Origin of the sequence: Rhodococcus sp. NPDC078407, from assembly GCF_044542515.1 — a bacterium.
GTDB lineage: Bacteria > Actinomycetota > Actinomycetes > Mycobacteriales > Mycobacteriaceae > Rhodococcoides.
In genome coordinates this window covers 12,038-38,378 of sequence record NZ_JBITUQ010000008.1, presented here as the reverse complement: position 1 = coordinate 38,378, position 26,341 = coordinate 12,038, and the positions used below count along the sequence as shown (strand labels likewise).

26 protein-coding genes are annotated in these 26,341 nt (G+C 64.0%); 16 read left to right on the top strand and 10 right to left on the bottom strand.

Annotation, left to right across the window (positions count from 1 at the left end):
- Window positions 1-1,048: 1,048 nt before the first annotated feature.
- Window positions 1,049-1,360, bottom strand: coding sequence for an antibiotic biosynthesis monooxygenase (locus tag ACIGGF_RS10600; RefSeq protein WP_314142768.1), 312 nt, complete (start codon window positions 1,358-1,360; stop codon window positions 1,049-1,051).
- A gap of 107 nt (window positions 1,361-1,467) precedes the next feature.
- Here ACIGGF_RS10600 and ACIGGF_RS10595 point away from each other — a divergent pair, with 107 nt between their 5' ends.
- Window positions 1,468-2,409: a helix-turn-helix domain-containing protein gene (locus tag ACIGGF_RS10595; protein WP_341442270.1), complete on the top strand. Its 942-nt coding sequence runs from the start codon at window positions 1,468-1,470 to the stop codon at window positions 2,407-2,409.
- A gap of 463 nt (window positions 2,410-2,872) precedes the next feature.
- Here the strand turns inward: ACIGGF_RS10595 and ACIGGF_RS10590 are convergent, their stop codons facing one another.
- From ACIGGF_RS10590 to ACIGGF_RS10580, 3 genes are all read right to left on the bottom strand, one after another.
- Window positions 2,873-4,321: an aldehyde dehydrogenase family protein gene (locus tag ACIGGF_RS10590; RefSeq protein ID WP_243608729.1), complete on the bottom strand. Its 1,449-nt coding sequence runs from the start codon at window positions 4,319-4,321 to the stop codon at window positions 2,873-2,875.
- A gap of 85 nt (window positions 4,322-4,406) precedes the next feature.
- Window positions 4,407-5,273, bottom strand: a complete 867-nt coding sequence (locus ACIGGF_RS10585) for an alpha/beta fold hydrolase (RefSeq protein ID WP_008719926.1) — start codon at window positions 5,271-5,273, stop codon at window positions 4,407-4,409.
- A gap of 37 nt (window positions 5,274-5,310) precedes the next feature.
- Window positions 5,311-5,724 carry a hypothetical protein gene (locus tag ACIGGF_RS10580; protein ID WP_042940221.1) on the bottom strand — a complete coding sequence of 138 codons (414 nt, stop codon included), beginning with the start codon at window positions 5,722-5,724 and terminating at the stop codon, window positions 5,311-5,313.
- Window positions 5,725-5,833: 109 nt separating this feature from the next.
- Between ACIGGF_RS10580 and ACIGGF_RS10575 the strand changes: the two genes are divergently transcribed.
- From ACIGGF_RS10575 to ACIGGF_RS10565, 3 genes are all read left to right on the top strand, one after another.
- Complete coding sequence (locus ACIGGF_RS10575; RefSeq protein WP_243597456.1) at window positions 5,834-6,808, top strand: LysR family transcriptional regulator; 975 nt, start codon at window positions 5,834-5,836, stop codon at window positions 6,806-6,808.
- A gap of 294 nt (window positions 6,809-7,102) precedes the next feature.
- A complete protein-coding gene (locus tag ACIGGF_RS10570) occupies window positions 7,103-7,534 on the top strand; it encodes a cupin domain-containing protein (RefSeq protein WP_314142761.1) in 432 nt (143 codons plus the stop codon).
- 152 nt (window positions 7,535-7,686) lie between these two features.
- Window positions 7,687-8,205, top strand: a complete 519-nt coding sequence (locus ACIGGF_RS10565; protein ID WP_314142760.1) for a MarR family transcriptional regulator — start codon at window positions 7,687-7,689, stop codon at window positions 8,203-8,205.
- Here the strand turns inward: ACIGGF_RS10565 and ACIGGF_RS10560 are convergent.
- The 5 genes from ACIGGF_RS10560 to ACIGGF_RS10540 form a co-directional block, all read right to left on the bottom strand.
- Entirely contained in the window at window positions 8,135-8,890 is a 756-nt protein-coding gene (locus tag ACIGGF_RS10560) for a nucleotidyl transferase AbiEii/AbiGii toxin family protein (RefSeq protein ID WP_314142959.1), read from the bottom strand. The two genes, ACIGGF_RS10565 and ACIGGF_RS10560, sit on opposite strands and share 71 nt — an antisense overlap.
- 23 nt (window positions 8,891-8,913) lie before the next feature.
- Window positions 8,914-9,507: a type IV toxin-antitoxin system AbiEi family antitoxin gene (locus tag ACIGGF_RS10555; RefSeq protein ID WP_094662028.1), complete on the bottom strand. Its 594-nt coding sequence runs from the start codon at window positions 9,505-9,507 to the stop codon at window positions 8,914-8,916.
- A gap of 1,273 nt (window positions 9,508-10,780) precedes the next feature.
- Entirely contained in the window at window positions 10,781-11,308 is a 528-nt protein-coding gene (locus ACIGGF_RS10550) for a hypothetical protein (RefSeq protein WP_068373957.1), read from the bottom strand.
- Window positions 11,309-11,409: 101 nt separating this feature from the next.
- Window positions 11,410-12,312, bottom strand: a complete 903-nt coding sequence (locus tag ACIGGF_RS10545) for a nucleotidyltransferase (protein ID WP_128645484.1) — start codon at window positions 12,310-12,312, stop codon at window positions 11,410-11,412.
- 187 nt (window positions 12,313-12,499) lie between these two features.
- Window positions 12,500-13,642 (bottom strand): integrase, encoded by a 1,143-nt coding sequence (locus ACIGGF_RS10540; RefSeq protein ID WP_249277103.1) that lies wholly within the window; start codon window positions 13,640-13,642, stop codon window positions 12,500-12,502.
- 394 nt (window positions 13,643-14,036) lie between these two features.
- Here ACIGGF_RS10540 and ACIGGF_RS10535 point away from each other — a divergent pair, with 394 nt between their 5' ends.
- Both ACIGGF_RS10535 and ACIGGF_RS10530 read left to right on the top strand, forming a co-directional pair.
- The gene (locus ACIGGF_RS10535; RefSeq protein ID WP_237669138.1) at window positions 14,037-14,831 is read left to right on the top strand and encodes an SDR family oxidoreductase; all 795 of its coding nucleotides are present in this window, start codon (window positions 14,037-14,039) and stop codon (window positions 14,829-14,831) included.
- A 54-nt stretch (window positions 14,832-14,885) separates the two neighbouring features.
- Complete coding sequence (locus ACIGGF_RS10530; protein ID WP_094650844.1) at window positions 14,886-15,887, top strand: GAF domain-containing protein; 1,002 nt, start codon at window positions 14,886-14,888, stop codon at window positions 15,885-15,887.
- Between the two features lie 98 nt (window positions 15,888-15,985).
- Here ACIGGF_RS10530 and ACIGGF_RS10525 read toward each other — a convergent pair whose 3' ends face one another.
- On the bottom strand, window positions 15,986-16,438 hold the full coding sequence (locus ACIGGF_RS10525; protein WP_094650845.1) for a helix-turn-helix transcriptional regulator: 453 nt from the start codon (window positions 16,436-16,438) through the stop codon (window positions 15,986-15,988).
- Window positions 16,439-17,632: 1,194 nt separating this feature from the next.
- Between ACIGGF_RS10525 and ACIGGF_RS10520 the strand changes: the two genes are divergently transcribed.
- From ACIGGF_RS10520 to ACIGGF_RS10475, 10 genes are read left to right on the top strand one after another with little or no spacing between them, the layout of a single operon-like run.
- Complete coding sequence (locus ACIGGF_RS10520) at window positions 17,633-18,709, top strand: hypothetical protein (protein WP_143537089.1); 1,077 nt, start codon at window positions 17,633-17,635, stop codon at window positions 18,707-18,709.
- On the top strand, window positions 18,697-20,268 hold the full coding sequence (locus tag ACIGGF_RS10515; RefSeq protein WP_121870943.1) for a cutinase family protein: 1,572 nt from the start codon (window positions 18,697-18,699) through the stop codon (window positions 20,266-20,268). The genes ACIGGF_RS10520 and ACIGGF_RS10515 overlap by 13 nt, the downstream gene beginning before the upstream one ends.
- 58 nt (window positions 20,269-20,326) lie before the next feature.
- Window positions 20,327-21,103: a hypothetical protein gene (locus ACIGGF_RS10510; RefSeq protein WP_094650848.1), complete on the top strand. Its 777-nt coding sequence runs from the start codon at window positions 20,327-20,329 to the stop codon at window positions 21,101-21,103.
- On the top strand, window positions 21,100-21,987 hold the full coding sequence (locus tag ACIGGF_RS10505; protein ID WP_147458314.1) for a ParA family protein: 888 nt from the start codon (window positions 21,100-21,102) through the stop codon (window positions 21,985-21,987). Before ACIGGF_RS10510 ends, ACIGGF_RS10505 begins: the two co-directional genes overlap by 4 nt.
- Entirely contained in the window at window positions 21,984-22,634 is a 651-nt protein-coding gene (locus ACIGGF_RS10500) for a DUF6668 family protein (protein ID WP_259468021.1), read from the top strand. Before ACIGGF_RS10505 ends, ACIGGF_RS10500 begins: the two co-directional genes overlap by 4 nt.
- The gene (locus ACIGGF_RS10495; RefSeq protein WP_121870945.1) at window positions 22,631-22,912 is read left to right on the top strand and encodes a hypothetical protein; all 282 of its coding nucleotides are present in this window, start codon (window positions 22,631-22,633) and stop codon (window positions 22,910-22,912) included. Before ACIGGF_RS10500 ends, ACIGGF_RS10495 begins: the two co-directional genes overlap by 4 nt.
- Before the next feature lie 10 nt (window positions 22,913-22,922).
- A complete protein-coding gene (locus ACIGGF_RS10490) occupies window positions 22,923-23,159 on the top strand; it encodes a hypothetical protein (protein WP_032393575.1) in 237 nt (78 codons plus the stop codon).
- Between the two features lie 47 nt (window positions 23,160-23,206).
- Entirely contained in the window at window positions 23,207-23,881 is a 675-nt protein-coding gene (locus ACIGGF_RS10485; RefSeq protein WP_121870946.1) for a hypothetical protein, read from the top strand.
- On the top strand, window positions 23,881-24,750 hold the full coding sequence (locus tag ACIGGF_RS10480) for a hypothetical protein (RefSeq protein WP_241259768.1): 870 nt from the start codon (window positions 23,881-23,883) through the stop codon (window positions 24,748-24,750). The genes ACIGGF_RS10485 and ACIGGF_RS10480 overlap by 1 nt, the downstream gene beginning before the upstream one ends.
- Complete coding sequence (locus ACIGGF_RS10475; RefSeq protein WP_121870947.1) at window positions 24,747-26,312, top strand: hypothetical protein; 1,566 nt, start codon at window positions 24,747-24,749, stop codon at window positions 26,310-26,312. The genes ACIGGF_RS10480 and ACIGGF_RS10475 overlap by 4 nt, the downstream gene beginning before the upstream one ends.
- Window positions 26,313-26,341 lie beyond the last annotated feature (29 nt).

Here is a 26,341-nt window from a genome sequence, read left to right as displayed (position 1 = left end):
CCGTCCAAGCGGGACCATCCGAATCCACTCTCGTAGGTACCAACATGTGACACGCTCGTGACACCGAGACCCAACTCCACCCAAATACGGTAGTTGTAAACCGACGTTGTACAACACATCCGACACCTCGGCCCACTGGCTCGAACGAACATCAGTATTCTTTGGACCGACAAACACCCGGTCGTTCGCGCAGTCCCGTTGTTGTTGGTTTCGGTCTTGCCTGGCGTGAGGGCGAACGGTTGACTCGCGGCCCCGACGGGAAAGCGGTGAGCTAAAGAATGGAGCTTGCTCGGCTTCGACGCCGCCGCGAGCTCCGGTGAAACTCCGGTAAAACGGTCGGTACTGGTCGGTCGTCGTCGGTCACCACCGGATGGCAGCGTCCCCCACGCTCGGCGTTTGTGCAGGTCAGCGGCTCGTTCACCCAGTGGGCGCATCAAGCGATAGACGCAGAGCCGACGTGATTAGGTCGTCGGTTCGGTTCTGGTGGTCGCGCGATGCGCTGGCCTCACGGCTCTGCCCGACACCGACGTCGCTCTCCTCTGCGACGGACCCCTCGCCGGCTGAGCGCTCGCGGCCGGCATCCTGTCCGTGTGCCGATAGGCCTCGCTCCGCTCGGCAACGCAGCGTGGCGTTGTGTCGCGACCTGGACGTGCGAGGTGTCAACGGTGCGTCGGCGCAGCGATCGTTGTGTGCGCAGCGAGATGCTCCATGCCGCACGCGCGGCGCGCACGAACGCAACGCCCCGGAACGCCAACGACCCGTCATCGCTGCGACGCGCAACGCGTCTCCCGTCACGGCAACGGATCGCAACCACGACCCCGCCCACGGCGCCTCGCGGGACGGAGGGCAAGTTGACACAGTTGCGCTGCCATGGAGCCGCGCTGGCTCTCTCGATGACCACCGGTGAAACAGTGCCGCTCCAGGCTTGCGCCTGGTGTTGCCTGGCCTCCTCGTGATCGGCCCGTCGGGGATCGTCAACGTGGTGCGGGTGTCGAGGCGGTCGGGTCCGACGGCTCGGCGGGGCGCGATCGTCTCGTGCGTTGGCGGACTACGGGAGCTTGGACGCGAGGACGTCGGCCGCCAGGATCTCGGGTGCTGCGCCGAGGAGGTGCTGGTTGGCCATCAGGGCTGCGACGATGGCGCCGTTGGCGTGGGCGTCGCGAGCGGCCTCGTCGGGGAATGCATCGAAGATCCAGAAGGTGTCGGCGTGGGTCCTAGCCGCGAACCAGACAGTCGTTCCTACTTCTTCGTTGGCTAGTGCGACAGCGCCGGCGAGCAGATCGGCGAGCGCGTCGTGCTGTCCATCGGCCGCGACGATCTTGGCGACGAAGGCATACGGAAGTGATGCGGGTGTGGACATGAGGGGTTCTCCTTGAAGTCGGGGTTCTTCGTGGGGCGAGTTCAGCTTATGACGAGCGAGGGCCGGTGGGGAGTGGCGTATACGACAGTATTGCTATTGTTCGCGCCATGCGTATCGGACTGATCGCGATCGACGGCTGCTTCGGTTCGGCTGTCGCGTCGGTCATCGACATCGTGCGGGTGGCCGACGGAGCCCGCGGCGATGTCGACCCGCGGATCGACCCGATCGAACTCGCCATCCTCGGACCGAAACGGCGAGTGACCACGACGGCATCGATGACCCTGTCGGTAGACCACCCGCTGTCGGAGTCCGGAGAGTTCGACGTGGTCGTCGTCCCTGCGCTTGGAACCCTCACGGCCGCCGCTACCAACGACGCCCTCCAGAGCCGAGATGCACGTTCGGTCATCGCCTCACTCGGGCGCCTCGACGACGCGACCACCCGGATCGCCGCGGCGTGCACCGGCGTGTTCGCCGTCGCCGAGACTGGACGGATGCATCATCGGCGGGCGACGACCAGCTGGTTCCTGGGGCCGGAGTTCCTGAAGCGCTATCCGACCGTCGCCCTCGATCTCGACACCATGGTCGTGGTCGACGGGAACCTCGTCACCGCCGGCGCCGCGTTCGCCCACATCGACCTCGCGCTCTCACTCGTGCGATCGATCAGCCCCGACCTGGCCCAACATGTCGCCAAGCTCCTCATCATCGACGAGCGTCCGTCGCAGGCGGCCTTCGTCGCCTACGAACATCTCCGGCACGAGGACCCGATCGTCGTCGAGTTCGAACGCTTCGTGCGCGCCCGCCTGGACGAACCGTTCAACGTCGCCTTCGTCGCGCAGTCGCTCGGCACCAGCCGGCGCACCCTCGAACGACGAGTCCGTGCGGCGCTCAACCTCACTCCGCTCGGCTTCGTCCAACGGCTTCGCACCGAACGAGCTCGGCACCTCTCAGCAACCACGGACCTCACCTCCGCCGAGATCGCGCTACGGGTCGGCTACGCGAACGCCGAGACTCTGCGCTCCCTCCTGCGCAGGGAGCGACGCCGTTCCTGACCTATCGCCATGCCTGTAGCCGGTGTCCTAGCGCTCGACTGGAACCACCTCTCAGCACGTCGCGTCGACGCTCCTGCGTCGCCCCTGGACGACCCACTCGACACGCCCGCAGCACAGGCCATGTGACGTGCCCCGGCTTCCCGGACGGTCGGGGTCGGGTGGCTGTGATGTCGCTGCGTTCTCGTCGAGGGGGTCAGCAGACCCGATCAGGGTCGATTGGGATGAGCCGCGAAGGCGCTCAGGTCAAGGCGGCCGAAGCCGGCCGGCGGGGTAGCGTCGGACACGTCGAGGTCTTTCGGATGGATGGCGTAGGAACCTCCATCGTCGGGAGACCTCGACGTCTACCTGCGGACCGACGCGCCCGGCCGACCTACACCGTCATCTGGGAAGAGCCGGGAAAGCCGGCGCACTGTGAATTTGCCGTCGGAACAGGCATTCGGAGTTGGGTGGGTCGTGCCGAATCTCAGGGAATCTCGATACCGGTCAGAACGAGCACCTTCTCCTGCGTCAGGTCCTCCATCGCCGAATGCACCCCTTCTTTGCCCATCCCAGAATCTTTGACTCCGCCGTACGGCATCTGATCGGCGCGGAAGCTCGGCACGTCACCGACGATGACCCCGCCGACGTCCAGGACGCGTGACGCCGTGAACGCCGTCTGCAGGTTCGACGTGAAGATGCCCGCCTGCAATCCGAATCGGGATTCATTGACCTGTTCGAATGCCTCCGCATCCGAGGCGACTTTGCAGAGTACGACAACGGGCCCGAAGACCTCGTGGTCCACAACCTTGGCCCCTGGCGGTGCATCCTCGATGACCGTCGGTTCGACGACTGCGCCCGTGCGTCCGCCGCCGGCCAGAACGGTGGCTCCCCCCTCGACGGCTTCCTCGATCCACTCCTCCACGCGTACGGCTGCGCGGTCGTCGATCAGGGGGCCGACGTCGGTCTCGTCGTCGTCGGGTGAACCGGTCGACAGCGACGCGACGTGAGCCAGAATGCGGCGGCGCATGGCGTCGTAGAGACTGTCGTGGACGAAGACCCGCTGCACCGCGATGCACGACTGACCCGCTTGGTACATCGAGAATCGTGCGATCCTCTCGGCTGCGTACTCCTGTTTTTCCTCGTCGGCCCAGTCTGCGCAGACCACCACCGCGGCGTTACCTCCGAGTTCGAGCGTGACGTGCTTGCGCGGAACGAGTTCTCGGATCGACCAACCCACCGGGACCGATCCGGTGAACGAGACAACCGGTAGCCGAGGGTCCACGACCATGTCCGATGCCTTGTCGTTGGAGACGGTCAGCACTGACCACGCACCCGCCGGAAGCGATGTCTCGGCGAGCATTCCGCCGAGCACCAAACTTGTCAGCGGGGTGGCCGGCGCAGGTTTGACGATGATCGGCGCGCCGACCGCCAGGGCCGGTGCCACCTTGTGGGCCACCAGATTGAGCGGAAAGTTGAACGGTGCAATTCCGAGGATGGGACCGCGTGGGACGCGCTGAATCAGCGCCAAGCGGCCGTCCGATCCAGCGTCGGTGTCGAGTCGCTGAAGATGCCCGCTCCATCGTCGTGCTTCCTCGGCCGCCCACCGAAATGTCGACACCGCGCGAGCGACTTCGACTCGCGCCCACTTGATCGGTTTGCCGGATTCGGCAGAGATGAGCCGAGCGATTTCCTCCCGACGCTCGTGCAGACGCGTCGAGACATGTACGAGCGCATCCGACCGAACGTGGGCCGGCGTTCCCGCGAACTCGTCCGCCACCGCGGCGGACGCCTCGATCGCGGCGTCGACGTGTTCCGACGCCGCTTCGAACACCGTCCCCACGATGCGACCGTCGAACGGATTGCGGATCTCGGTAGCGACACCGCTGATAGTCGCTTCGCCGGCAACCCAGAACGGAAAGTGTGTGACGGACATCGGGATCTCCCTTTCGAGGGCCGAAAAGAATGCTCGCCGGCCCCGTGTCGGAGGCCGGCGAGCATCGAGGGCGTGCAGGGTCAGATCAGACGGAGACCGAGGTGGACGCGGATTTCTGCAGAACCTCGAGCGCCTCGATGAGGTACGTCCGGAACACCGGGTGGTTCTCGCTCATCGGGAAGTGCCCGATGTCCTTCATCTCGATGAACTTCGCATTCTTGATCTGCGCAGCTGTGCGGGCACTGTCCTCAGGGGTGGTGAGGTAGTCGTAGTCGCCGGTCAGCATGACGACCGGGCAACGGTCGCCGTCGATCTGGTCGAGCTTGTCGCGCAGGTCGTGGTCCACGGAGTAGAAGTGCAAGTCGCCCTTGAACGCCTCGGATCCCTGCGTGTAGTAGAACCAGGTCTTCCACCGGTCGGCTTCCGGCGACTGTGGTGCCATGAGATCCCATGTGCCACTTGCGCACACCTGCGCAGCGTTCGCGTGGGGGTGCTGCCACCAGTCGAGGTAGAAGCCCGGTGAGTAGTCGGCTCCCTCGACCGGGATGACTCCGGCGAAGCGTTCCGGATGGCGAAGCGCCAGCTGCAAGGCGATGTTGCCACCGAACGACGAACCCATGAAGATCGGATTCTCCAGTTCGAGTGCATCGACCAGGGCCACGATGAAGTTGGCGTAATGGTCGGCCGAGAGCTTGTACTCCTCTTTCCACCACTCTGTGTTCTCCGGCGGATCGGACTTGCCGTGGCGGGGCAGGTCGTACGCGATCACGCGGTAATTCTGCGTGATGTCCTCGTCTTCGAGCAGTCCACGCCACTGGTGGTTGTGGCACCCGGCGGTGTGCTGGCATACCAACGGTTGGCCGGTGCCGTTCTCTAGGTAGAAGACCTTGTACAGAAGACCGTCGACGTCGACATCGACGTAATGGCCGGTCACAGGTGAAATCTTGCTCATGTTCTGTTCCTTCGGTGAGTCGTGTGTGAGTCGGGGACTAGACCGGAACGCCGACGGCGCGCAGCAGTTCGATCTGGCGGGTAACGCAGCGCAGGTTCTGCATCAGGACGAGGACATCTCCCTCGAGCCTCATGTCGCGCTGGAACGACGCCGCCCAGATGCCGTGAAACATCGGTGCCGGAACGGGAACTCCAAAGCCCTGCCACGTCTCGACGCCGGCGCGGATGGCGAACTGATAGGGCCGGTCGAGCGGGCCTGGGTCGACGGCGATTGCGTGGACTTTGCCGTTCGACATCTCGATGACGAAGGAGTGGGTGTCCATGTCGAGGAGGTACGAGCAAGTGAAGTACGTGCCGTGCGCGGAGATCTCGGCGTCTGCGTCGGATGCTTGGGTGAACGCGTCGGCCCACTGTTCCGGGGTCTGGGTGGTGGTGTCGGTTGCTGTTGTCATGTGACCCATCACACGCTGGACCTGCGGGTTCGTCCAATACCAATCGGTCGCCCGATCGATAGGAAACAACTACTGGTGCTGGTCTAGCTGCGGGAATAGCATCGGGGACGTGAATCTTCCGTTGGAGCTCAGGCCGTTGTCGTATTTCGTGGCCGTCGCGGAAGAGCTTCATTTCGGCAAGGCAGCAGCGCGGCTGCATATCGCACAGCCCTCGCTCAGCGTGCAGATTCGCAAACTCGAACACTCCTTGGGAACCGCACTGTTCATCCGCGATTCCCGTCATGTCTCGTTGACCCCTGCCGGGGACAAGCTCCTCGACGGGAGCAGGCAGCTTCTCGCCGATGCCGAGCGTGTCGCGTCGTTGACACGTCAGGTGGGCCGTAGTGGGCGCAACAACCTGATCGTCGGATTCCAGGCGAACGCTGCCGCGGAACTGACGCCGGACATCTTGTCGGCTTTCCGTGCTCTCCACCCCGACGTCGCGGTCGAGATGCAGTCGTTCGACTTCACCGACCCCTACGTCGGGCTCGGCGACGGGTCGGTCGATGTCGCGTTCGTCAGGCCGCCGGTCGTCGTGCAAGACTGGCTTGCGCTCGAGACACTGTTCGTGGAGCCGAGAGTGCTTGTCGTAGCATCCACTTCGCCTCTGGCGCAGCAAGATTCGACCAGTGTCGAAGAAGTGGCGGGGCAACCGTTCGTCGCGAGGCGCAGCCCGGAATCATGGAGGGACTTCTGGCTCGCCGTCAGCTCGAGAGACGGTGAGACCGTTCGTCTCGGTGCCGAAGTCTCCACTGTCGACGAGTGTTTCGAAGCCATCCTCTCCAGCAAGGGCGTGGCGTTCTCACAAGCGTCGACTCAAAGGTTCTATGCGAGGCCAGGTTTGGCATTCGTTCCGGTTACGGGTATACCCCCCACACCGTTGTCCATCGGGTGGCGTTCGGACGTCGACTCGCCTCTGACCCGCGACTTCGTGGCTGCGGCCCGCCGTGTCGCCGTCGATTGTCCGGTTCCGAACTCGTGGGCACCCCCGACCGCCGGCGTTCCGTCGCTGCTCGATCGCTACCAAGCCAAGCTCACGTCCTGAGACCCTCCCACAGGGTCGAGACTTAAAGCTTTCCTTGTCCCGTCCGGACTTCCCCCTTCGGAACACCTCGACACCCATAGTTGATATTTCAACAGTGCGTGTTTACCGTCAAGGTGTCGATGAACGACATCGACACCGGCACGGACGACCGCGGGCATATCCCCGCACAGGAGCGAGTTCGAACCACTCCCAGGTGAACACAATCCGCGGGGTACCACCGGTGATACCGAAAGCGGCGGGGAGACAACCACTCCCGTCGAAGGTTTCACCGTCGCAGCCGGGGAGGGCGAGCGGGTGTGGTTCGTCGCCGACACCATGATCTACAAGGCAACCGCCGAGAACACGGGTGGAAGCTTCGCAGTCATCGAATGCATCACCACCCCCGGCGGTGGCCCGCCCCCGCACATCCACACCAACGAGGACGAGTTCTGGACCGTTCTCGACGGGACGTTCGAGATCACCATCGGCGGCGCGACCCACGCCGCCGGGCCGGGTGACTTCGCGTTCGGTCTTCGAGGAATTGCCCACAGTTTCCGCAACACAGCAGATACACCGAGCCAAATCCTGCTGGGCTTCACCCCCGGCGGGATCGAAGGCTTCCTCCGCGAGTCCGGCCAACCCGCCACCAACAACGGCCCCGCCCCAGCCATCGACGACGCAGAGATCGCACGCATGATGCTCGCCGCACCCAAATACGGGATCGTCCTGATCGGACCAGACGCGTAAGAACACAACGCAGCGCTGCACGTAGCAGTGCACCTTCGATACTTCAGGCAGAGCTCCCGCACCCTGGCGTCACCGCCGGCGAAGCGCGGCCTACGCGATGTCCACCGAGGTCGATGAACGTGCCCGTCGAACTCGAAAACTACACTCGGGCGATGACGAGCGACCCCCAATGGCTGACCCGGGAGGAGATCCGGGCGTGGCTGACGCTCGCCGGTCTGGTCGAGTCGCTGCCGACAGTCCTGAGTGCCCAGCTCAAGCAAGACGCGGGAATCAACAACTTCGACTACATGGTCCTTTCATGTATATCGGACACGCCCCATCAGACGGTCCACATGAGTGACCTCGCCGCATTCGTCGGTGGCTCTATCTCTCGCCTGTCACACACTCTGACCAAGATGGAGAATCGCGGCTGGGTGCGTCGCCGACCGGATACCGACAACGGTCGCTTCACAGAGGTGGCTCTGACGCAGGAGGGTAAGGACGTGGTCGCCCAGGCCGCCCCCGGGCACGTCCGCGAAGTCAGGCGCGTCATGATCGACGTCCTAGGACACTCGCAGACGCTGCAACTCGGCACGCTCCTCGATCAGGTTCTCGCTGCGGTCAACCCCGATGTCCAACGCGTCTTCGATGAGCGCTTCCCCGATGTCGACCTCCACGCTTACGACGGCTGATCGACCACCCAGCTCGCAAGATACGGGTCCGGACGCGCAAAAGCTCGCTCTCCCTATCGGATTCGGTCGGAGCATCCGCGAACTGCAATTCACCAGGCAACTTGTTCGTGGGCCCGAACCTCCGATACAAATCGGCCACTTCCGGTTCGAATGCGCCAATGCAATTGAGTGCCCACAGGTCCCACAGATCACGCGACGCCCGCCGCTCACACCAGGTCACCGTCTTACCCGCAACGAACGCGGGCCGCGTGGGTACCGTCAACTCAGCTCCCGGTGCATCCTCAAACCGTTGTTCGAGTCGCCGGTTCTCCAGAGGCCATGCTGGGCGACCTTCCGCCGACAGCAACTGCACCTTGACCGCCAGTCCGGACTGCGACCTCAACACTGCACCGAGGCGCTCAGGCACCTCGCTGATCGCAGGATCCCACACCAGACGCCCGTGGCTGCGCATCACCGCGCGTGGGAGAGCGCGGTCGAGATCACGAGCGACCTCCGATCTGGAACCGACCGCAATCAGGTCGATGTCCTCACTGAGACGACCATCGACCAAATGGGTTCGAGCCAAGGCTGTTCCGCCGATGAACACAATCCGATCCGCGAAATGCGCACTCAGATAGCCGAGCAGGTGCGAGATCAGGTGATCCCGCTCGACCTGTGCACGCGCGACACCGAATTGCGCGGCCACCGAGGCCAACTCGCGGGGATTCACTACTTCTCCCCCAACCGAGCCTGCAGCCGCGTCAACGTCATTCGCATCTTCTGAGCCCCAGCGATCTCGGCTAACACTTTCGGATCGCACCGTCGATACAACTGCTCCACCGCCGGCCACACCTCAGCCTCGGCGTCACCGAGACCCGGACGCTTTACCAGATCCAACACCGTCTGCTCCGCAGTCGTCACCAACACCGGACCCAACTCGGTATCGATACGCTCCGCATCCAGACGTGCGGTGTCGCGCACGACGAACCGAACCAACGCCGGCCGATCCACCAACCGAATCGGATCGTGTCGCGTCGGCACAGCCACCACAGCCGTCGCCAACGCACGCGGAAGAACACCGTGCAACCGCGCTGCGCTGATACCCATCACCACAGCGTCATCGCGGCCGTACGCCGCGACAGCGATACCAACTGCTGCAGCCTCCAGGCCAGGCATCCACTCGGTCCCGACCCGATCGTCGGGCACGGCCACGTAGAAGCCCGTCGCCACTCGGTGCAGCAGGCCCAGGTCCGTCAGCCGCGCAAGCTCGGCTCGCGGGTGCGCGTAGACATCGGCCGCTGTCGCGGCTCGCACCATCCGCATCGGAAGCCGTGCAAACGCGGGAGGTAACCCGGCATGACGGCGTCGCACATCGCTTGTCGTCACAGTTACCTCCATCAAATGTCGGATACGTAGGCTCCAAGCCTACAGAACCGACACTGATTCCAACACTGCACCTCGGCCCGGCCATCACCTGCCCAGTCCGTACACATCCACCTACATCCACACGAACGCTCACCGATGAGTTAGCGACGAGTTGTGACATTCTGTGACACCGAACGCCGGATCGAGCCGCCGAACCGGCAAAACCCCAGGTCACAAGCGACCCATAAACCCAGGTGGACGAACCGGGCTCGCGCAAGAAACGAGCGGCCGAAATAGGCCAAAAAGGGACGGCCCCAACCGTTTTCGCTGGTCAGGGCCGTCCGAACGAGCCTCCTAACGGGATTGAACCGTTGACCGCTCGCTTACAAGTATGTTGCGAGACAACCAGATACGTCCGCATGGAACCATCACAGATACTCTGACCTGCGTCAATCGTCCAGTCCGTACCACCCGAATCCACCCTCGTTCGTACCGACATGTGACACGCTCGTGACACCGAGATTCGTCTGGTAAAACCGTGTGGACCGTGGTGGATCCGCCTGAATGCACGTTGATTTGGAGCGCTCTGAGCGCTGCAAGTCGTTGCTCTCGAGCCACGACATATTCATCATTACAGTGTAGAACTCGCCTTTCGGACGGGCATTTGAACCCCTAACCTCCTGGTAGTAACTCACACGGTTTCGCGGACCGGTGTGGATCCATATACACCCCCTGAGCTGACGATTCGGGAGTTCAAGTGCCCGCCCGAGTTCAGGTGGGAACATCCGAACCGAGATCAAAGTGTTGAGCGAGTTCCGGGGTCGAGCGTCTTCCGAAGTCCGACGAAGTCAATCGACGTCGACCCGGTAGGCAAGGACCGTTGCCACCTGGGCTGGGCGGTTCCGACCGGTCGCTGCAGCGACAAGTACGTATGTCCGACCATGGAGCAGGTGACTGCACAGATCCTCACCTTTTTCGACATGTGAACACGACGGCCTCTGGCACGCCAGAGGCATAAACCTCAGTTACCGCACCGTCAACGCATCTTGACCTACGCAAGCGATCGTGACGGCGCCCCGTCGGTCGAGCAGGTCTACTACAGTCAAGAATCGACCCTCTACCCGGAGATGTCGCAAGCGTGGAAGCGGCAAGAAAACTCGGGGCAATTCAGAGTGTCGAGTGTCTCACGGGTCGAACTTTTTTTGCACGGCTCCGCCGAAGTCTCCTTTAGTCAGGACAGGGGAAGATCGGCCAGCGATTGGCGGTCCTTCTTTCGGTCGACGTAGGTCAGGTCCATATCTCCGACCGTAAAGCGGTCGGTCCAATACGTGCCGGTGATGTACTTGGGGAGTCTTCCGACCACAGTGAACTCACATGCCCCTCGGTGCGGAGCGCTCCGCGGGCGGTGTTCCGCCCGCGGCTCGTTTCGGTACGTGTAGGTCAGCAGCGTTTGCTCTTTGCTTTCGCCGTGGTTGCGCAATGATGCGATCTCCGACATCGAAGAACTCTCGGCCGTCAGCAGTCGCACGCTGATCGTCCAGAACGTCTGCTCAACGACCACAGCGCTTGTGATCGGCCCCCAGTTCCCACCCTTCGGAATTCGACTCTTCTGGTGCGGCCGGATGGTCGTGCGCCAGGTTCCGTCCATACGTGGTCGCCCTACCAATATATGAACCCCTGGCCACTTCCAGATCCAGAGGTCGAAAGCGACAGCGAGTAACACGGAGGCGGACGGAATGTAGGCGAGAAGTCGTCGCATCGAGTCATCGATATCGACGCCGCTGAGGTAAAGCCCAGCGCCCCAAACCGCGCTGACTGCAACGGCGACGATCCGGACAAGCCGAGCTTGGTCCTTAGACATTAGTAGTCCAGGTACTGCCAGGTCGCGAGCACGAGTTCACGTGCATCGCCCGGAGTCCATTTGGCTCCGGGGTGGAAGAGATACTTCAACCCGTTCGGTTCTTCCCAGTCTGTCCGCACGTAGTTCTCTTCCTTCAATCCGTTCCACAGCCACACGAGCACGGACTTGAACCCGGCGCTGAGATCCGACCCACCCGTGAGTATCTCGTCCTGCACATTCCAGATAAGACACTCCATGAAGTAGGACGGCAGGTCGCTGATGGTGCCGTCTGCGACCAATTGGTTCTCTGCACTCTTCAGAGCACGTGCGAATCTCTTGTATCGGCCGTTGGTCCGTCCGTTCTTGGCCGTGCCGCGGTCGAGTTGCTGTTGCGGGTAGTTGACAATGGGCGATCCAGTTTTCGGGAACACCTTGCTGCCTCTATGCTGCCGGGTTTGGTCGGACGAGTCGTAGCGGACGTAGTCAAAACTTGGGACCACGTCTATGTCGGGGCGGGTGCCGTCGTGCTCGTCGATGGTGATGGCGACGACTCCGGACCCGGAAACCTCGCCTGGGAATTTTGCATCTAGCGCCGCCAAGATTTCGGCGCGCCAGAGTGGCGGTGTCCAATCGCCGTCATATGTAGGGGTCCCTTCACTCGACGGTTGCTCGCAGCCGTTGTACTCGTAGTAAAGGCACTCTCGGTTTTGCACCGCGATGTCGACATCACTGTCGAGGCGGACGTTCGTGTTGTTGGCGTAGGAGCCTTTCGCGTAGATGTGGTACGCCACGCCATTGAAGGCCGGCCACGCGTCAATGGCGCTCTTGACCATCCGTAGAGCGCGGTCCTGCTTGTCCTTCTCGTAATCGCTCGACGGCATCACCCAACGACGAAGAATCGCTTGGCGTTCTACAAGGTTCATATCTGCTCCCGGTTTCTCACCAGGAGGCTACAGCTGGGCACCGACAGTTCTAACTATGCGATGGAGCCCGTGACTCCAAAAGCCTCTGACAGGCGACAACGAAATTGCGAGCACGTACGTGATGCGAATCAACGAGGGCGACCCGGCGGCTCTAGGGTCGCGAGACCGTCACCTCCAGGCAGACTGGCTATAAGCCGATGTCGTTGACGGCATTCCCAACGAGTGGGGTGTGCTCGCGGCGGTACACCTCGACCGAGTCGAGGCTGGCGTGGCCGGTTTGGCGGGCGATGGCGGATCCGTCGGCACCGTTGCGGGTGCCCTGTGTGACAAACCCAGCGCGCAGGGAATGACCTCCGAGCTTGGCGAGAGCGGTTGGGTCGAAGCCCGCGTGGTCAGCACGGCGACGGATGGTCTGGTGGATTGCTGCTCCGGACAACGCAGTGTCCCCCAGGTTTCCGTTCTTGGCGATGGCGCGAAACAGCGGCGCGCGAGCGGCGGTGCGAGGTACTCCCCCACGGCACACGTGCGCGTCGAACAACTCCCGTTTACGGAGCAGCCTAATCACCGACGGCCTGCCGCCGACGTCGAATGCGCCGACGATCTGGACCCAGCGAACGTACGCGCATGGCGGGCAGGTCTCGTGAGAGTCGGTGTACGGCAGCGCTTTCACCGCTCCTCTGCCCTCTTGGTCGGTCTTCGACTTCCGCAACCGGATGTGGAGGCCGTCGTACCGATGCACAGTGACGTCCCCACACGCCATCTCTGACAACTCGCTCCGGCGGTATGCGCCGGCGAAGCCGAGGAGCAGAATTGCCGAGTCACGGCGTTCGAGGACCTCGTCGGCCCACCCGCGACACCGCTTCCGGGCCGTCTCGACAAGGAGTTTCATGTCATCGACAAGCAACGGGTCTCGCGGGGTGCGGGCGCGGTCCCCCGCGGCGGCGTACTCCCGGCGTATCCCGGACAGGGTGGCGGTGACGAGTTCGTGTGCGGACGGGGAGAGGTGTCCGGTGGTGCGGTGCTGGTGGTTGATCGCGGCGATCCAGGTCCCGAAGGTAGAGACGGCGTAGGACCGCTCCCCCGCTTCGGTGCGGGTATCTGCGGCGTCGACGAGATACGCGGCAACGGTGACCGGGTGCGCCGGCAATGCGGCATGTCCCTCGCGTTCGCACCAGCGGGCGAAGCGTCGCCACCCGGCGGCGTAGGTGCGCCGCGTCCCCTCCGACCGCGAAGATTCCACCGCTCTCGCGATCCGCTTCGCGACGGCCGGTGGGATCTCCGGCTCCACGGCCGCAGTTGCAAGTTCCACACGGCCGACCGATGTGCTCACCGCGGGTGTTCTGCCTGGCCGGAAGTCGATAACGGCAGCCTAGCGCAGGTCACCGACAGAGCTGCGGAGCGAAAACTGTGCTGAACTGGCGTTTCAGCCAAAACGGTGCGGAAAATGCAACTTACCGCGGGGACATCCGATGTACTTATAGACGTTGCTCGATACTGACCGTCGTGCAATGCGGTGGCGAGACTTCCGGCCCGAAGTCATTTTCACGCCGACGTTTCATCGTATCTTCGAGCATCTCCGTACGAACGCATCCAACCACTGGGTACAAACCGGAATACAGACCAGCTGGTTGCTAGCGCGACCTTCAGTCATTCGTTACTGTGCCTAGTTACCAAGGGCAGCGAGGTGCGGGAGGCGGCGTTAGATGCCAGGGGAATGGAGAGCAGTGGTCACCGGCGCAGGTTCTGGGGTCGGCCGCGAAATTGCGTTGCAGCTAGCAAGCCAGAAATGGTCACTTGCTCTCGCGGACAACAACTACGACGCACTGCTGGACACGCAGTCCCGATGTGCTGCTATGACCACCGTCGCACGCGCGACCCAAGTCGACGTCGCCAACCGGACCGAGATCAACTCGTGGGCCGAGTCATCACGTAGAGCGCTTGGCGGTCTCGATGCGATCTTCAACGTCGCGGGCGTTCTCTACAGGGGTGACGTCATCGACACTCCCACAGCTGACTTCGATCTCGTGATGGCAACCAACTTCGAGAGTGTGGTGAATAGCTCTCGCGCCTTCCTTCCAGACATCCTGAATTCACGTCGAGGTCGAATCGTCAACGTGTCGTCTGCATTTGGGGTTATGTCCGCACCAGGCTACTCGGCGTACAACTCGTCGAAATTTGCCGTACGAGGTTTCACCGAGGCCCTCAACCAAGAGCTGCGGCTCGCATCACGAACTGCGCGTGCGACGTGCGTTATCCCTGGTGGACTCAAAACGCCGATCGCACGGACGGCACGGGCGGCACCCGGCGTTGATCGCGCGCGAACGGCGAATTTTTTCGACACCCGCGTAGCCAGAACCGCCCCTAAAGTGGCAGCCCAGAAGATCATTGCGGGCGCATGGAAGGGTAAGTCGCAGGTGACAATCGGAAATGACGCCCGCCTCATCGACGTAACCACGCGCCTACTCGGCTCTCATTATCAACATCTGCTGCCTGCGCTCCAAGCACTGCGGCGGCGCTGAGAAGCCGTCACCAATTAACATTTCACTCACCAGACCTGCGGGGGTCGGTCAACCATGTCGAATAGCTGGATCCTGATTGAGACGTTCGGAGACGGGGAGCCGTCGGTCATCGGGGTTGGGTCTTCGCCCAAATCCTTTGTTCCACCTCGTAAAGTTCTCCGTAGCTCCACCAGCCGCGAAGAGGCAGTCGCCGCGGTAGCGGAGGCGCTTTCTACAGGAGCCGTAGTGGATCGGCTATCCAAAGACCGAGTCAGGCGAGTAGTGGCCGAACCACTACAAACGTTTGCTGCCCGTACGCATGGCGCGTGGGTATGGCTTGGCCAGCGTGACGAGACTCCACCTCCACGCCACGCCGCGGGGGCGTGGCAGTTCAACCTCACGAATAGCACGGCAAGCGGTAGCGACGATCTACTCGACCTGTATCGCGTTCCGCAAGACGAGCGCGAGACCCAGCGCGCACTCGCGGGCGCGTTCACCCGACTGGTCACCAACCGTGACGAGAGCGAAGCAATGGCGAAGATCGTGCAATCAGCGCCGGGCACCACTCACCAAGCGGTCTGGACAGTGAGGCGGGACGACGGTGAACTTCGGGCCGCGCACTTCTCGTGCCGGATGATTGCCGAAGACGGGGTTTCGGGAACCGAAGTCATCCTGAGGGGTATCACCCACGACATCGGCCCCGCAGGGGAAATCAATATCGCTCCCCCACCTACGATTCTCGAGCATCGCGTTCTGGAGGCTTCCACCAAAGAAGGCGAGTACCGCGCACTGGTGAACCTCAGAACACTCAACTTGTTGCGCTGGTACAACTCTGAACCCGCACCGGATATCTGCTGGGAAAACCTTCCTGGCGAACCGGTACCTGCGATTCATCCGGACGACGTACCAATTGCGAAGCAAATGTCGAACGCACTCGCACGCGAACGCGCCAACGGCGTGCTTCGCTTCAGAACTCTTGACGGAAACTGGAAGCCGATGACAATCGACGCGGTTTTAGTTTCACTCGATCAGCACACCACGGCCGCACTCGTCACTCTGACCGAATTGTGCAAGTAGTAAATAATTTCGCGGATTCATATGGATCCACAGAGACCGCTGCGGACCGAGAAAGATGGGAACCATTGGGACCCAGATCAGTTTTATAGTTGCGTGATTTACAATACCTGCGCGCGTGTCGTGCGAGCATCGCGCGTTCGACTCCATGCAGCTGCCACCGTACGCGTCGACACCCCATACGTTTCGGCAAACGACTCGATGCGCTCCTCGGTTTCGGGCTTACGCCCACGCTCGATGTCGGCGAGAACGGTGTTCGACATCCCGAGCAGCTGCGCAGCGTCGCCCTGAGACAGCGCGGCGTGCACCCTAAGGTCGGACAATTTCAGCTGAGACTCCGGGATCGGAACAAGCGCTGCGACCGACGTGTGCAGTGCGTTCGCAATTCGGCCAAGCGTCGCAGGCGGTGGCGTCGAGCGCCCCGTTTCCCAGGTCGACACTGCTTGCCTGGTCGCGCCCACCTTGGCCGCAAGGTCGTCAGCACTGAACCCCGCACGTACCCGCAGCTCACGCAACCGGTCGGCGCGAAACCCACGAACTCCGCTTCGCGGCACTGTCCCCAACTCCCTGTCGAACCTACAAGACAGTCCCATCTTGCTCGATCCACCGCAGCCTCGAACTCTTGTGCGTTTTATAGTTGCGCGTTACTGTTGCATCCATGCACCTATTCGATTTGAGTTCCACGAAGCAGAACGGATTGCGCGGTGCACCTAACCTGTTCTACAGTCCTGATGCGCGCCCAAAAGGGATTCCTCGGTGCTTGTCGTTCTCAGCACTGCTTGTAGCGCGGGACATCAGGTCGGTCTGTTCGCAGGTTCCGTCCGATCTTTCCTGTCGGGAGTTCCACATGTTCGCGTCTTTCGCCCTTGCCGCATCGCAATTGCCATCGACGGCTGAGATCAGCAATTGCCGTCGTCGAAGTTCAGCGTTGGGCCGTTACGGACAAAGTGCGACGGCAGGTGCATTCGCCCGACATCGCCGCTTTCGCCGGGGTTACGGGGGCGAATCAAGGTGAGTGCCGCACGGGATGCGATGGTGCCAAATTTCCTCCCGCAGAAACAGTTCTGCGCGTCAATCGTCGTAAATCGGACACATGGCGACTTGATTGCCTGCTCGCTCGACCACGGGCATTCCGGTCGCCACCAATACATCGGTGACGACGGAGCCCTGCTAGCCGAGTGGAGTCCATCCACATCGTGCAAGGAGCGGTCCATTCCTACCCGTAAGCCCTAGACCTGACAGTCCGGACTGCAACCCGACTCGGGTGGGCTTTCGCTGATAGTCCCACTCGTGAGCTACAGGAGCTCCCCCGCGCCCTGTAGCTCGACCGGTGGACCGGCGCGAGGGTCGCGCAGTGAGCGCATTCATCATGTTCAGCGCTGCGCGACCCCGCCGGGACATCACTCCTCGAGATCACACCCGTCCGCACAGAAAGGATTCCGATACCCGATGTGGATTTTTCAGCAGCCTTGGTTCTGGTCGGTGGTGTTCGGCTAGATCTAAATGAGTAAGTGAGGCAATCGGATCGACATCCACACATGCCGATGCGATTGCCCCACATAGCCTCCCTGCTGGTCAATAGCTGAATTGCTCGACCGATCTGAGATCCAAATTTGTTGTAGGTCAACAAATCTCAAAGGAGATATATCACCATGCCGACTCGCTCTTCAACTAAAGCACGCCACCGTGCGATCCCTCGCCCTGTCGCAGCGTCAGCGACAGCAGCGCTCACTTTGACGGTGGCCGCGATGTTCACCGGCGCTGGATTCGCCGTTGCCGCGACAGGGCAGCCCGGGGTAACCACAGAAGTTCCCGGCGGCCAGCCGAGCGTCACTGCACCGTCCCCGTCGGTATCGCAGCAAGATTCAGGCACGACGGCGGACTGGCAGTACGTCGGCCCCTACGTGCCACCGGCGGAGTACCGCAACGCACCGACCCGTTCGGTTCCCAACTACAACGCGCCGATCTACTACAGCGAACCCAAAGTCGAGCAGACGCCGCCGACGCCTGCCCCACAGCCCTCGACCGACGCTGTACCCGAACCTTCCAAGGACGAGACGGTCGTAGCACCGGGTACGCCGGTTGCTCCGATTCAGGCCCCGGACAACACCGTTCGTTTCGGTGCTATCTCCGGCGAGAAGCCAGGTTGGTTGAGCCAGGACGACGCGGACCGTGTCAACAACACCGCCGCTGTGCTCGAAGCCCAAGGCGCGACGTACTTCAACAACCTCGGTATCCCGACGACACGCTCGGACCGGATGGCTGCCGGCACCTCGGCAGGCGTCCTCATCGGAGGAACGACCTCCGCTGTCACGACCTACGCAGTCGTAGCACCAGCGGCGATCTTGGCCGGCGGCCTGATCGGCGGCACCATCGGCGGCATCACCGGCGCAGGAGTCGGGTCGGTTCTGATCCCCGGTGTCGGAGCTGTCCCGGTGGGTGTCGCCGCCACAGCCGGTGGTGCAGCGATCGGTGCAGCGGTCGGCGCTGCTGCAGCGCTGATTCCAGCGGCCGGTGTCGGCGCAGCCGGAGCGGTCATCGGCGGTGTCGTCGGCGGCGCATACGGTGCGGGCGAAAACCTCGGTGAAGCACCTTCGCCCGCCCCAGCACCTGCACCTGCACCTGCCCCGGCACCCACGCCAGTCGCGGCCCCGGTATGGACTCCTCCGGAGGCAGCGAGCATCGCACCCGCGCATCCGTTGGAGGTGCGGGAGATCGTCGCTGCGCAGCCGGGCGGTGCCGATGCACTCGCCGCTGCCGACAACGTTGCAGCGCAGGCGGGATCGTTCCTGGATTCGGTTGCCCCTGCTGGATGGCACCTGTGACCTCGCGTCCTCGACTCCGCGTTGCTCGCGTGGCGTTGGCTGCGGCCGCCACTGTGGCGGTCGTGGTCAATGCCACGTCGCCGGCGTTGGCTGCTCCGAGCGAATCGGGCACGGACCTCATCACAGGTCCGTGCCCGGCGCTGTTCGCCCTCGGCGTGCAAGGGACCGGGGAGTCCGCCCCCGATGCCGCGCCGACGACCGACACCGGGATGCTCTCGCAGGTCTTCATGCCTCTGCTCGCCAAAGCCGTATCCGGTGGTACCGAGCTCGCTGGGCGGGCGTACGTGCCGTACGACGCCGGGTTCGGCGGCGCGGTGCCCGGCGGCAACGTCCCCTACACACAGTCGGTCGAGCGTGCGGAGACCAGCATCGACGCCATGGCTGCGGAGGTCGCTGCCGCATGCCCGGAAACGAAATTCACCGCCGCCGGCTACAGCCAGGGCGCTCACGCGGTCTCGACGTGGGCACAGAAAGTCGGAGCCGGTCAGGGGTCGATTCCGGCCGCCAAGCTCGTCGGGGTCGCCACCTTCGGCGACCCGACTCGGGCCGTGGGTGCACCGCTGTTTCCCGGTGCACCAGGGCAGACGACCCCAAAGCCTGCACCGGGCACCGCAGGGACAGAGGTCTCGAAGATCGAGGCCCTCGACCAGAACGCGCCGACCGGTGGAGGTATCGCGCCCACGTCGGACACGGTGAGCAACTACGGCGCGTTGACCGGCCGGGTCGCGAGCTTCTGCCAGTCCGGAGATCTCGCGTGTGACGCACCGTCGGATTCGCCGATCCTGCGGGTGGTGACCAACATCGCCGGTCAGTCCGAGCTCTCGGCCGGTGACCCGGTTCGGTCCCTGTCCTCGGTCGCGGAAGCGTTGGCGATGACCTCGATCAAGACGGCAGTGACGGTGGTCAACGAGGACATCAAGGGAACGACGCTGGCGAACCTGTCGATCGCTCCGAAGAAGTCCCTGTCCGAGCGTCTCGCGGTGGCATCGGATCCCAATACCCCGCTACCGACTGCCGACCAGGCGATCTCGGCTCTGCTCAAGGTGGGGACGATCGGGTTCAACGCCGTGAAAACGGTCGCGAAAGAGATCCTGACGCCGGCGAATATCGCCGAACTCGCCACAGTCGGGATGTCCAACCCCGTCGCCGCGGTCGGGTTGCTCGGAACCAAGCTCCTCGGCGCGGCCGCCAAGCTCGTTCCCCCGGCCACGACATCGCGGTTGACCAACCAGGCCTTCACCGCTGTCAAAGACAACATCACCGACAACAAGGACCTGTTGAACCTGGCGACCCTGACGAAGTACTCGTCGACCATCGCTCAACACGGCTCCTACGGGTCGACACCGACCACCCCGACAGGTGAATCGGCGACGGCGTTCGTGACCGACTGGTTCGTCGCGCTTGCCAAGGACCTGGCTAACGGTTCGACCGATACGGGCGGCATCGACGCCGACCCCAGCTCCCCACTCCCGAGCACTGCGATCACCACCACCGCCGTCGTCACACCACCGGCCAGCAGCAGGCCGACCACGACGACCCCGGCCGCTCTGCCGAATTGAGAAAGCCCCTGGCGCACACCTGCTGTGCGCCAGGGACTCTCGAAGACAGGAACCAAAGATGATGACATACAACAACGAAGCATCGACCTCCCTCGACTCTTGGTTTCCACCCTTCGATCCCCTCGACGCCACCCCGGTGGCTGATCCCACACCGCCACAGGACGTTCCAGCAGACAAGACCGATGACACCCGCTCCGCCGACGACGGGTCGCACTGGCTTCTCGCGCCCCCACAGCCCGTCTCGACCGATACCCCACGCCCCGCTCGACGCCGCCCCGTCAACGCCCGCGCGCTCGGCATCACCGCGGCGGCCGTCGCGATGACGATCGGTGTCGGAGCACTTGCGGTCTCTGCCTTCACCTCCGACCCGGACACCACGCCCGAGATCGAGGCCGTGTCGACCCCAGCCCCGACATCCGAGCTGCCCGCACCCACGACCACCACCGCTGCGCTCGCCCACTCCTGGTGCCCCGAATCGGTGACCGACGGCGTGGTGACCGGCGCGGGCCCAGGCGGTACCACCTCGGGAAGCGCAGCAATCCTGGCGTTCGAGCACGCCTACTACGTCGAACGCAGCGGCGCGGCCGCCCGCGAGATCCTCGCGCCGAACGCGCAGTTGAAGTCTGCAACCGCCGACGAGCTCCAACGCGGCATCGACACCATTCCCGCCGGTACCGAGCACTGCGTGAGCATCCGGGCCGCCGCCCCGAACACCTACGCCGTGACCCTCGAACAGCGGTACAGCGACGGCACTCGCACCACGGACAAACAGACCATCAGCACCACCGACGCCGGTGGCCGCACCTTCATCACCTCGATCGGAGCAGCACAGTGACCGAAGAGCGCGCCGAATGGATGAGCGAATGGCTCACCCCGCCCCCAGAGAGTCCGTTACCCGACCCCGCGGACCAGGGCGCACGGGTCCTTCCCCTACGTGCTCACCCCGAACCGGTGCCCGCCCCCGAACCGATACCACCGATGACTCTGGTCCTCGGTGCCTGCGGGGGCGCAGGAGCGAGCACGACAGCACTCGGACTGGGCAACGCATGGTCTGCCCGCGGCCACGACGTGGTCGTCGTCGACGCAACACCTGCAGGCGGTGATCTGGTCGAACGCGGCGCAGATTCCATGGTCAGCGACACCGTCATCGAAACCGCCTTCGACAGCTCCGACCCCGACAACGTGCCGGCCTCGGTCGCCGACTGCACCTCTGCGACCTCGGCAGGAGCACACATACTCGGGCGCGCCTGGCTGCAGTCGGCCGAGCCGGCATACCGGGGCATCGATCGCTACCTCCGCAGCCAAGTCGATACCTCGATCTACGACCTCGGACACCGCGGGTTCGGCCGCGCCGCAGCCGATCCGCTGCGGTCCGAGCCCTGGGCGGCGATAGTCCTGGCCGTCCATGCCCGCGCCGATGCCGTCAATCGGATGCGCGCGGCACTGGAAACCATCCGCTACACCGCCACGGATGCAGGCCCACTGCGCACCATCATCGCGATATCCCACCAGCTCCCGGGAACACCTGGAATCGACCTCAACGAACTCCGAAACCACCTGCACGGCAAAGTGTTCGCCGTCCTCGACATCCCCTACGACCCTCACCTGGCCACCGGGCTGCCGATTACGGCCGACGAGCTGAACCCAGCGACGTCCGCCGCCTACGAGCAGCTGCGGGCAAACACCGTCCGCGCTGCCGCCGGAGGGCAGGACCGGTGAGCATTCCCCACCTCGCGACCTCCAGCAACCAGACACCCCGCAAGTCGGGAGATCTCTCGATGCGCCTACCCGAACGCGAGCTCCCGATCTGGGACAGGCCGATACCACTACCGGATCGTTCCCCGTCCCCGATGCTCTGGCTGCTCGGCGCACACGGCGGCGCAGGCGTGAGCACCCTCGCCCACGTCCTCGCTCCCGCCGGCGACTGCGGTGACCGCTGGCCCGGCGGGTACGGAAAGCAAAGTCCCTACGTCGCGATCGTTGCCCGCGAGACCGTCTCGGGACTGGTCAAAGCAGGTGAACTGCTCCGTCAACACACCGCAGGCCACGGTGGACCCTCCACGATCATCGGCCTGATCACCGTGGCCGACCGACCGGGTCGAAAGCTGCCCAAACAGATCCAGCAGACCCGCGACGTGGTCACCGCACTCGTCGGCCGCGACTGGCGCATCGGCTGGATCGAGCAGTACCCACTCGCGCGAGATCCCAGCGGCCTGGCGGTCTGGTCACCGTTCGATCCGCAACCGGAGAAAAAGCGCAGTGCCACAGACGTTCCCGCCGACATCGCCACCGTCGGATCGGAACTACGCGAGGCCATCCTCCTCGACGTTCAACGCTCCACCACCCCGACAAAAGGAAAGCCATGATCCTGCACAGCCTGCACACCGGAATCGACATCCTCGCCCAGATCGAGCTCACCCCCGAAGCGCCCCCGAAGTCCGACGGCTTCCTACGCCTGGGCCGCTGGCTCAGTTGGTTTGTCCTTCTCGCCGGGGTGTGTGCACTGGTCTACGGCGGCGGAAAATTCGGCTGGGAGAAGTACAACGGCGGGGCACTGGAATCGCCGAAGATCATTGTCGGTGCCCTGATCGGCGGTGTCATCGCCACCAGCGCCGGCACCATCATGACCAGCGTCGCCGGATGAGCGTGCACAGGTGAAGACACCACCGACCGAGGTCACCGAACCATTGGTGCAGTTGCTGCAATACCTGCTCTGGTTCGCCTTCGCGATATTCACCATCCGATTGATCTGGGCCGCAGGACGTTTGGCCTACACCCGACGAGAGTCCCCCCACGAGACCGACGCCGCTCAATCGATCGTGGTCACGCTCATCTCGGCCGTGTTCGCCTCTGCCGCAACCGGTATCGCCGCAGCCCTGTTGACGTTCTGACCATGCGAGCGCCCCAGCATCGCGTAACGAAAGAGGCATCTCCGACCATGACCGCATCCACACCCGACGACGGGGCACCCCGCATCCGCGGGGCACGAGCATGGATAGCCGTCGGGCTGCTCGCAGCGGCACTGGCCACGGCCTGCAGCTCCGGCGGCACCGAAGCCACCGATACGGCGGCTCCGACCACCTCGACGGCCCCGGATCCGTCCGCACCACCGACCGGGGTGCGCTGGCAGGACTACCAAGGCATCGCACTGCCTGTCGGCGATCAGGGCCCGGCCCGCAATCCGGGAAGCGGCCCTGTCGGCGGATTCACTCACGACCCGCAGGGTGCGGCCCTGGCAGCACTGCAACAGACCGTGCGGATCTCGGTCGCTCCCGACTACCAATGGCCATCGGTGGTCAATGCCGCGGTCGCTCCCGGACCTGCACGTGACTCGTTCGCCGTCAACCGGCAGCTGATCTCGATCACCGCACCCCCTGCCGCCGACGAGCGTCCCTCGATCGCCGGGTACCGGATCACCGACTACACCGCCGAGCGGGCGGCTCTGACGATCTACACCACCTTCCCCGACGAATCGATCGCCGCATCCGACACCGCAGTTCTCTGGTCGGGCGAGGACTGGCGGCTACTGCTTCCCGAGCCCGGCGACACCACCGTCAGAGTGCGCTCGATCACCGAAGTACCGGCAGAGGCAACACCCTTGGAGAAATCGTGATGAGCACAGCCCCGCGACACAATCCCGTGCCGTCGTCCCCGGGTGACGACGGACAGGTCCTGGGCGGACGCCGGTGGACGCTGGTGCTGTCGGTGATCGTGATCGTTCTCGTCGTCGTCGGCGGCACCGCGGCCGTCCTGATCAACCGCAGCGCCCGCGAGAGCGCCGCGTCGCAACCCGACACCGCCAGTCCCGCCGCGCCGCAGCCGACCCAGAGCAACCGCGCCGACTGGGGACTGCCCTACCTCGACGAACTCGGCTTCCGCGTCGAGGTGCCCCCGAACCCGAACGGCATCGCCCTCGACCAAGACCCCGGCTCTCGCCCCGATCCCAGCTCCGCCGACTACCAGAGCGCCCCGCCTGCCGGGGTGATCTGGCAGAAAGTGCAGAACTATCCCCTCCCGTTCTCCGCCTCCGACGGGCCCACCGCAGTCGACGGTGCCCTCGCCACCGGCTTCGCTCGAACCCCACAAGGCGCGGCCCTGGCGGGACTGCAGCTGGTGAACCGCAGCCAATCCACGTTCGAGGGTGCAGCGGCAGTGATGAGTACCCGAGCGGTCGCCTCGACCCCCGAGCTGCAGACCGAGCTCGACCGCAATCTCGCCAACGCCCAACGTCAGATCGCGGCCGGCAACACCGCGCCGCCGGCCAAGCCATTGTTTCGACAGGAGGCCTACCGCCTGACCTACTACTCCTCGGATTACGCGGTGATCGAATACGCCGGCAAGAACGTCTCCGGCAACGGCTGGACCACGGTGCCGATCGAGCTGCTCTGGCGCGGCGGCGACTGGTCCCTCAAGCTCGCCGAGGCGGGCAAGGTCGGCAACACCCCGACGTTGGCGGGGTGGACGCAATGGCCCGGCAAATGACGACCCTCGCCCTCCGGTACCTCCGGTCGACCGCAGTGGCACTGGTGATCGCGCTTGCGGTGATGCTGACCGGCAGTGCGATCGCGGCCGCGCAGCAACCCACCCCGGACGACACGGCACAGACGGACTCGGCGCAGACCACCGCGTGCGACACCGCCGGCGACGTCGTCGGAGACGTATTGGGCACGCAGTTGCCGGTTATCGGCGATCTGATCGGCGGCGCGAGCGGCGCACTGTGCGCCGCCGATGGCAACCCCCTCGACGCAGCCAAAAACTTCGCCACCAGCCAGTTCGCGGAGATGTGGGAATCGCAGTTCGGGGAGATCGTGCAGTCGATCCTCACCGGCATGGCGCAAGTACTGACCATGGCGATGACCTGGTGGATCAAGATCCCGAACCCGGATCTGCAGAATTTCACTCCGCTGCAGACGATCTCGGAGTACACGGGCTGGATACAACTCGCACTGCTGGTCGCGACGATCATCTTCCTGGCCTTGCGTCTGGCGGCTGCGCGTCGTCACGCACTGCTCAACGAAGCCGAAGAAACCTATAAGGCCCTCTCCCGCACCGTCATTGCCGCCACGATGTTCTCCGTCGTCGTCGCCGCGGGAACCCGTGCCGGGGACGCGTTCTCGGACTGGCTGATCACCGATACCTCCAACCGTGACCCGGTGGGCATGGTCGACTCGATGCTCTCGATCAACTCCTACGGCAGCGCCACCCCGGGGCTGATGCTGATCATCGGATTTGTCGGACTTCTCGGCGCGATCGCGCAGGCAGTGATGCTCGTGGCCCGCCAGGTGCTTCTCATTGCCGCTGTCGCGGCCGCACCGCTCGCGGCCGCGGCCGGAGGTACCTCGGTCGGCTCACAGTCCTACGAGAAGATCGTGGCCTGGATCATTGCGTTCCTGCTCTTCAAGCCCGTCGGCGCACTAGTCTACGCGATGGCGTTCCTGACCGCACAGAACTCGGCGAACGTCACCGAGGGCGAGATCCCCGACATCGACCAGCTCCAACAATCGCTGTTGGGCATCGTCATGCTCACCATGGCCGCGGCGGTTCTGCCCGCGATGATGCGCCTGTTGGTGCCGGCGGTCGCGGCCGTCGGCTCGGGTGGATCCGGTGCCGCCGCAGCAGGAACAGCTCTGATGGCCGGAGCTGCGGTCGCCACGGGCGGAAAGTCCATGGCTGCAGGCAAAGCAGTCGGTGGCGGCAGCGCAGGCGCGGCAGCGTTCTCCGGAGGGGCCGGTGGTGCCGGACGACTCGCCGGCGGTGGCGGTGGTGGTGGTGGTGGTGGCGGCGGCGGCGGCGGAAGTCGCCCGAGCCCACGACCGAACCTGACCCCACCCTCGCCAGGCGGTTCGCCGTCCTCGGCATCAGGCCGACAGAGTCAGAGCGCCAACGGATCTCGCGGAGGATCGGGCGGCGGATCGGGATCGAAGGCAGCCAAGGCGGTGGGGTCCGGAGCTGCGGGCGCAGGACGTTCGGCCGACGACCTCGCCGGTGGCCGAACCTCGAACAACAACAGCAGCAGCGGTAACCGACACGCGATACCGCGATGACCACCCCGACATCGGCCACACCGGTTGTG

Coding starts and splice junctions, on each gene's coding strand:
- ACIGGF_RS10480 (WP_241259768.1), top strand. CDS start 23,881: ATGAGCACAGCCCCGCGACACAATCCCGTGCCGTCGTCCCCGGGTGAC.
- ACIGGF_RS10580 (WP_042940221.1), bottom strand. CDS start 5,724: ATGACAACAGCAACCGACACCACCACCCAGACCCCGGAACAGTGGGCC.
- ACIGGF_RS10475 (WP_121870947.1), top strand. CDS start 24,747: ATGACGACCCTCGCCCTCCGGTACCTCCGGTCGACCGCAGTGGCACTG.
- ACIGGF_RS10545 (WP_128645484.1), bottom strand. CDS start 12,312: ATGAACCTTGTAGAACGCCAAGCGATTCTTCGTCGTTGGGTGATGCCG.
- ACIGGF_RS10550 (WP_068373957.1), bottom strand. CDS start 11,308: ATGCGACGACTTCTCGCCTACATTCCGTCCGCCTCCGTGTTACTCGCT.
- ACIGGF_RS10485 (WP_121870946.1), top strand. CDS start 23,207: ATGACCGCATCCACACCCGACGACGGGGCACCCCGCATCCGCGGGGCA.
- ACIGGF_RS10595 (WP_341442270.1), top strand. CDS start 1,468: ATGCGTATCGGACTGATCGCGATCGACGGCTGCTTCGGTTCGGCTGTC.
- ACIGGF_RS10520 (WP_143537089.1), top strand. CDS start 17,633: ATGTTCACCGGCGCTGGATTCGCCGTTGCCGCGACAGGGCAGCCCGGG.
- ACIGGF_RS10565 (WP_314142760.1), top strand. CDS start 7,687: ATGACGAGCGACCCCCAATGGCTGACCCGGGAGGAGATCCGGGCGTGG.
- ACIGGF_RS10585 (WP_008719926.1), bottom strand. CDS start 5,273: ATGAGCAAGATTTCACCTGTGACCGGCCATTACGTCGATGTCGACGTC.
- ACIGGF_RS10515 (WP_121870943.1), top strand. CDS start 18,697: ATGGCACCTGTGACCTCGCGTCCTCGACTCCGCGTTGCTCGCGTGGCG.
- ACIGGF_RS10510 (WP_094650848.1), top strand. CDS start 20,327: ATGATGACATACAACAACGAAGCATCGACCTCCCTCGACTCTTGGTTT.
- ACIGGF_RS10590 (WP_243608729.1), bottom strand. CDS start 4,321: ATGTCCGTCACACACTTTCCGTTCTGGGTTGCCGGCGAAGCGACTATC.
- ACIGGF_RS10555 (WP_094662028.1), bottom strand. CDS start 9,507: ATGCGGATGGTGCGAGCCGCGACAGCGGCCGATGTCTACGCGCACCCG.
- ACIGGF_RS10600 (WP_314142768.1), bottom strand. CDS start 1,360: ATGTCCACACCCGCATCACTTCCGTATGCCTTCGTCGCCAAGATCGTC.
- ACIGGF_RS10530 (WP_094650844.1), top strand. CDS start 14,886: ATGTCGAATAGCTGGATCCTGATTGAGACGTTCGGAGACGGGGAGCCG.
- ACIGGF_RS10495 (WP_121870945.1), top strand. CDS start 22,631: ATGATCCTGCACAGCCTGCACACCGGAATCGACATCCTCGCCCAGATC.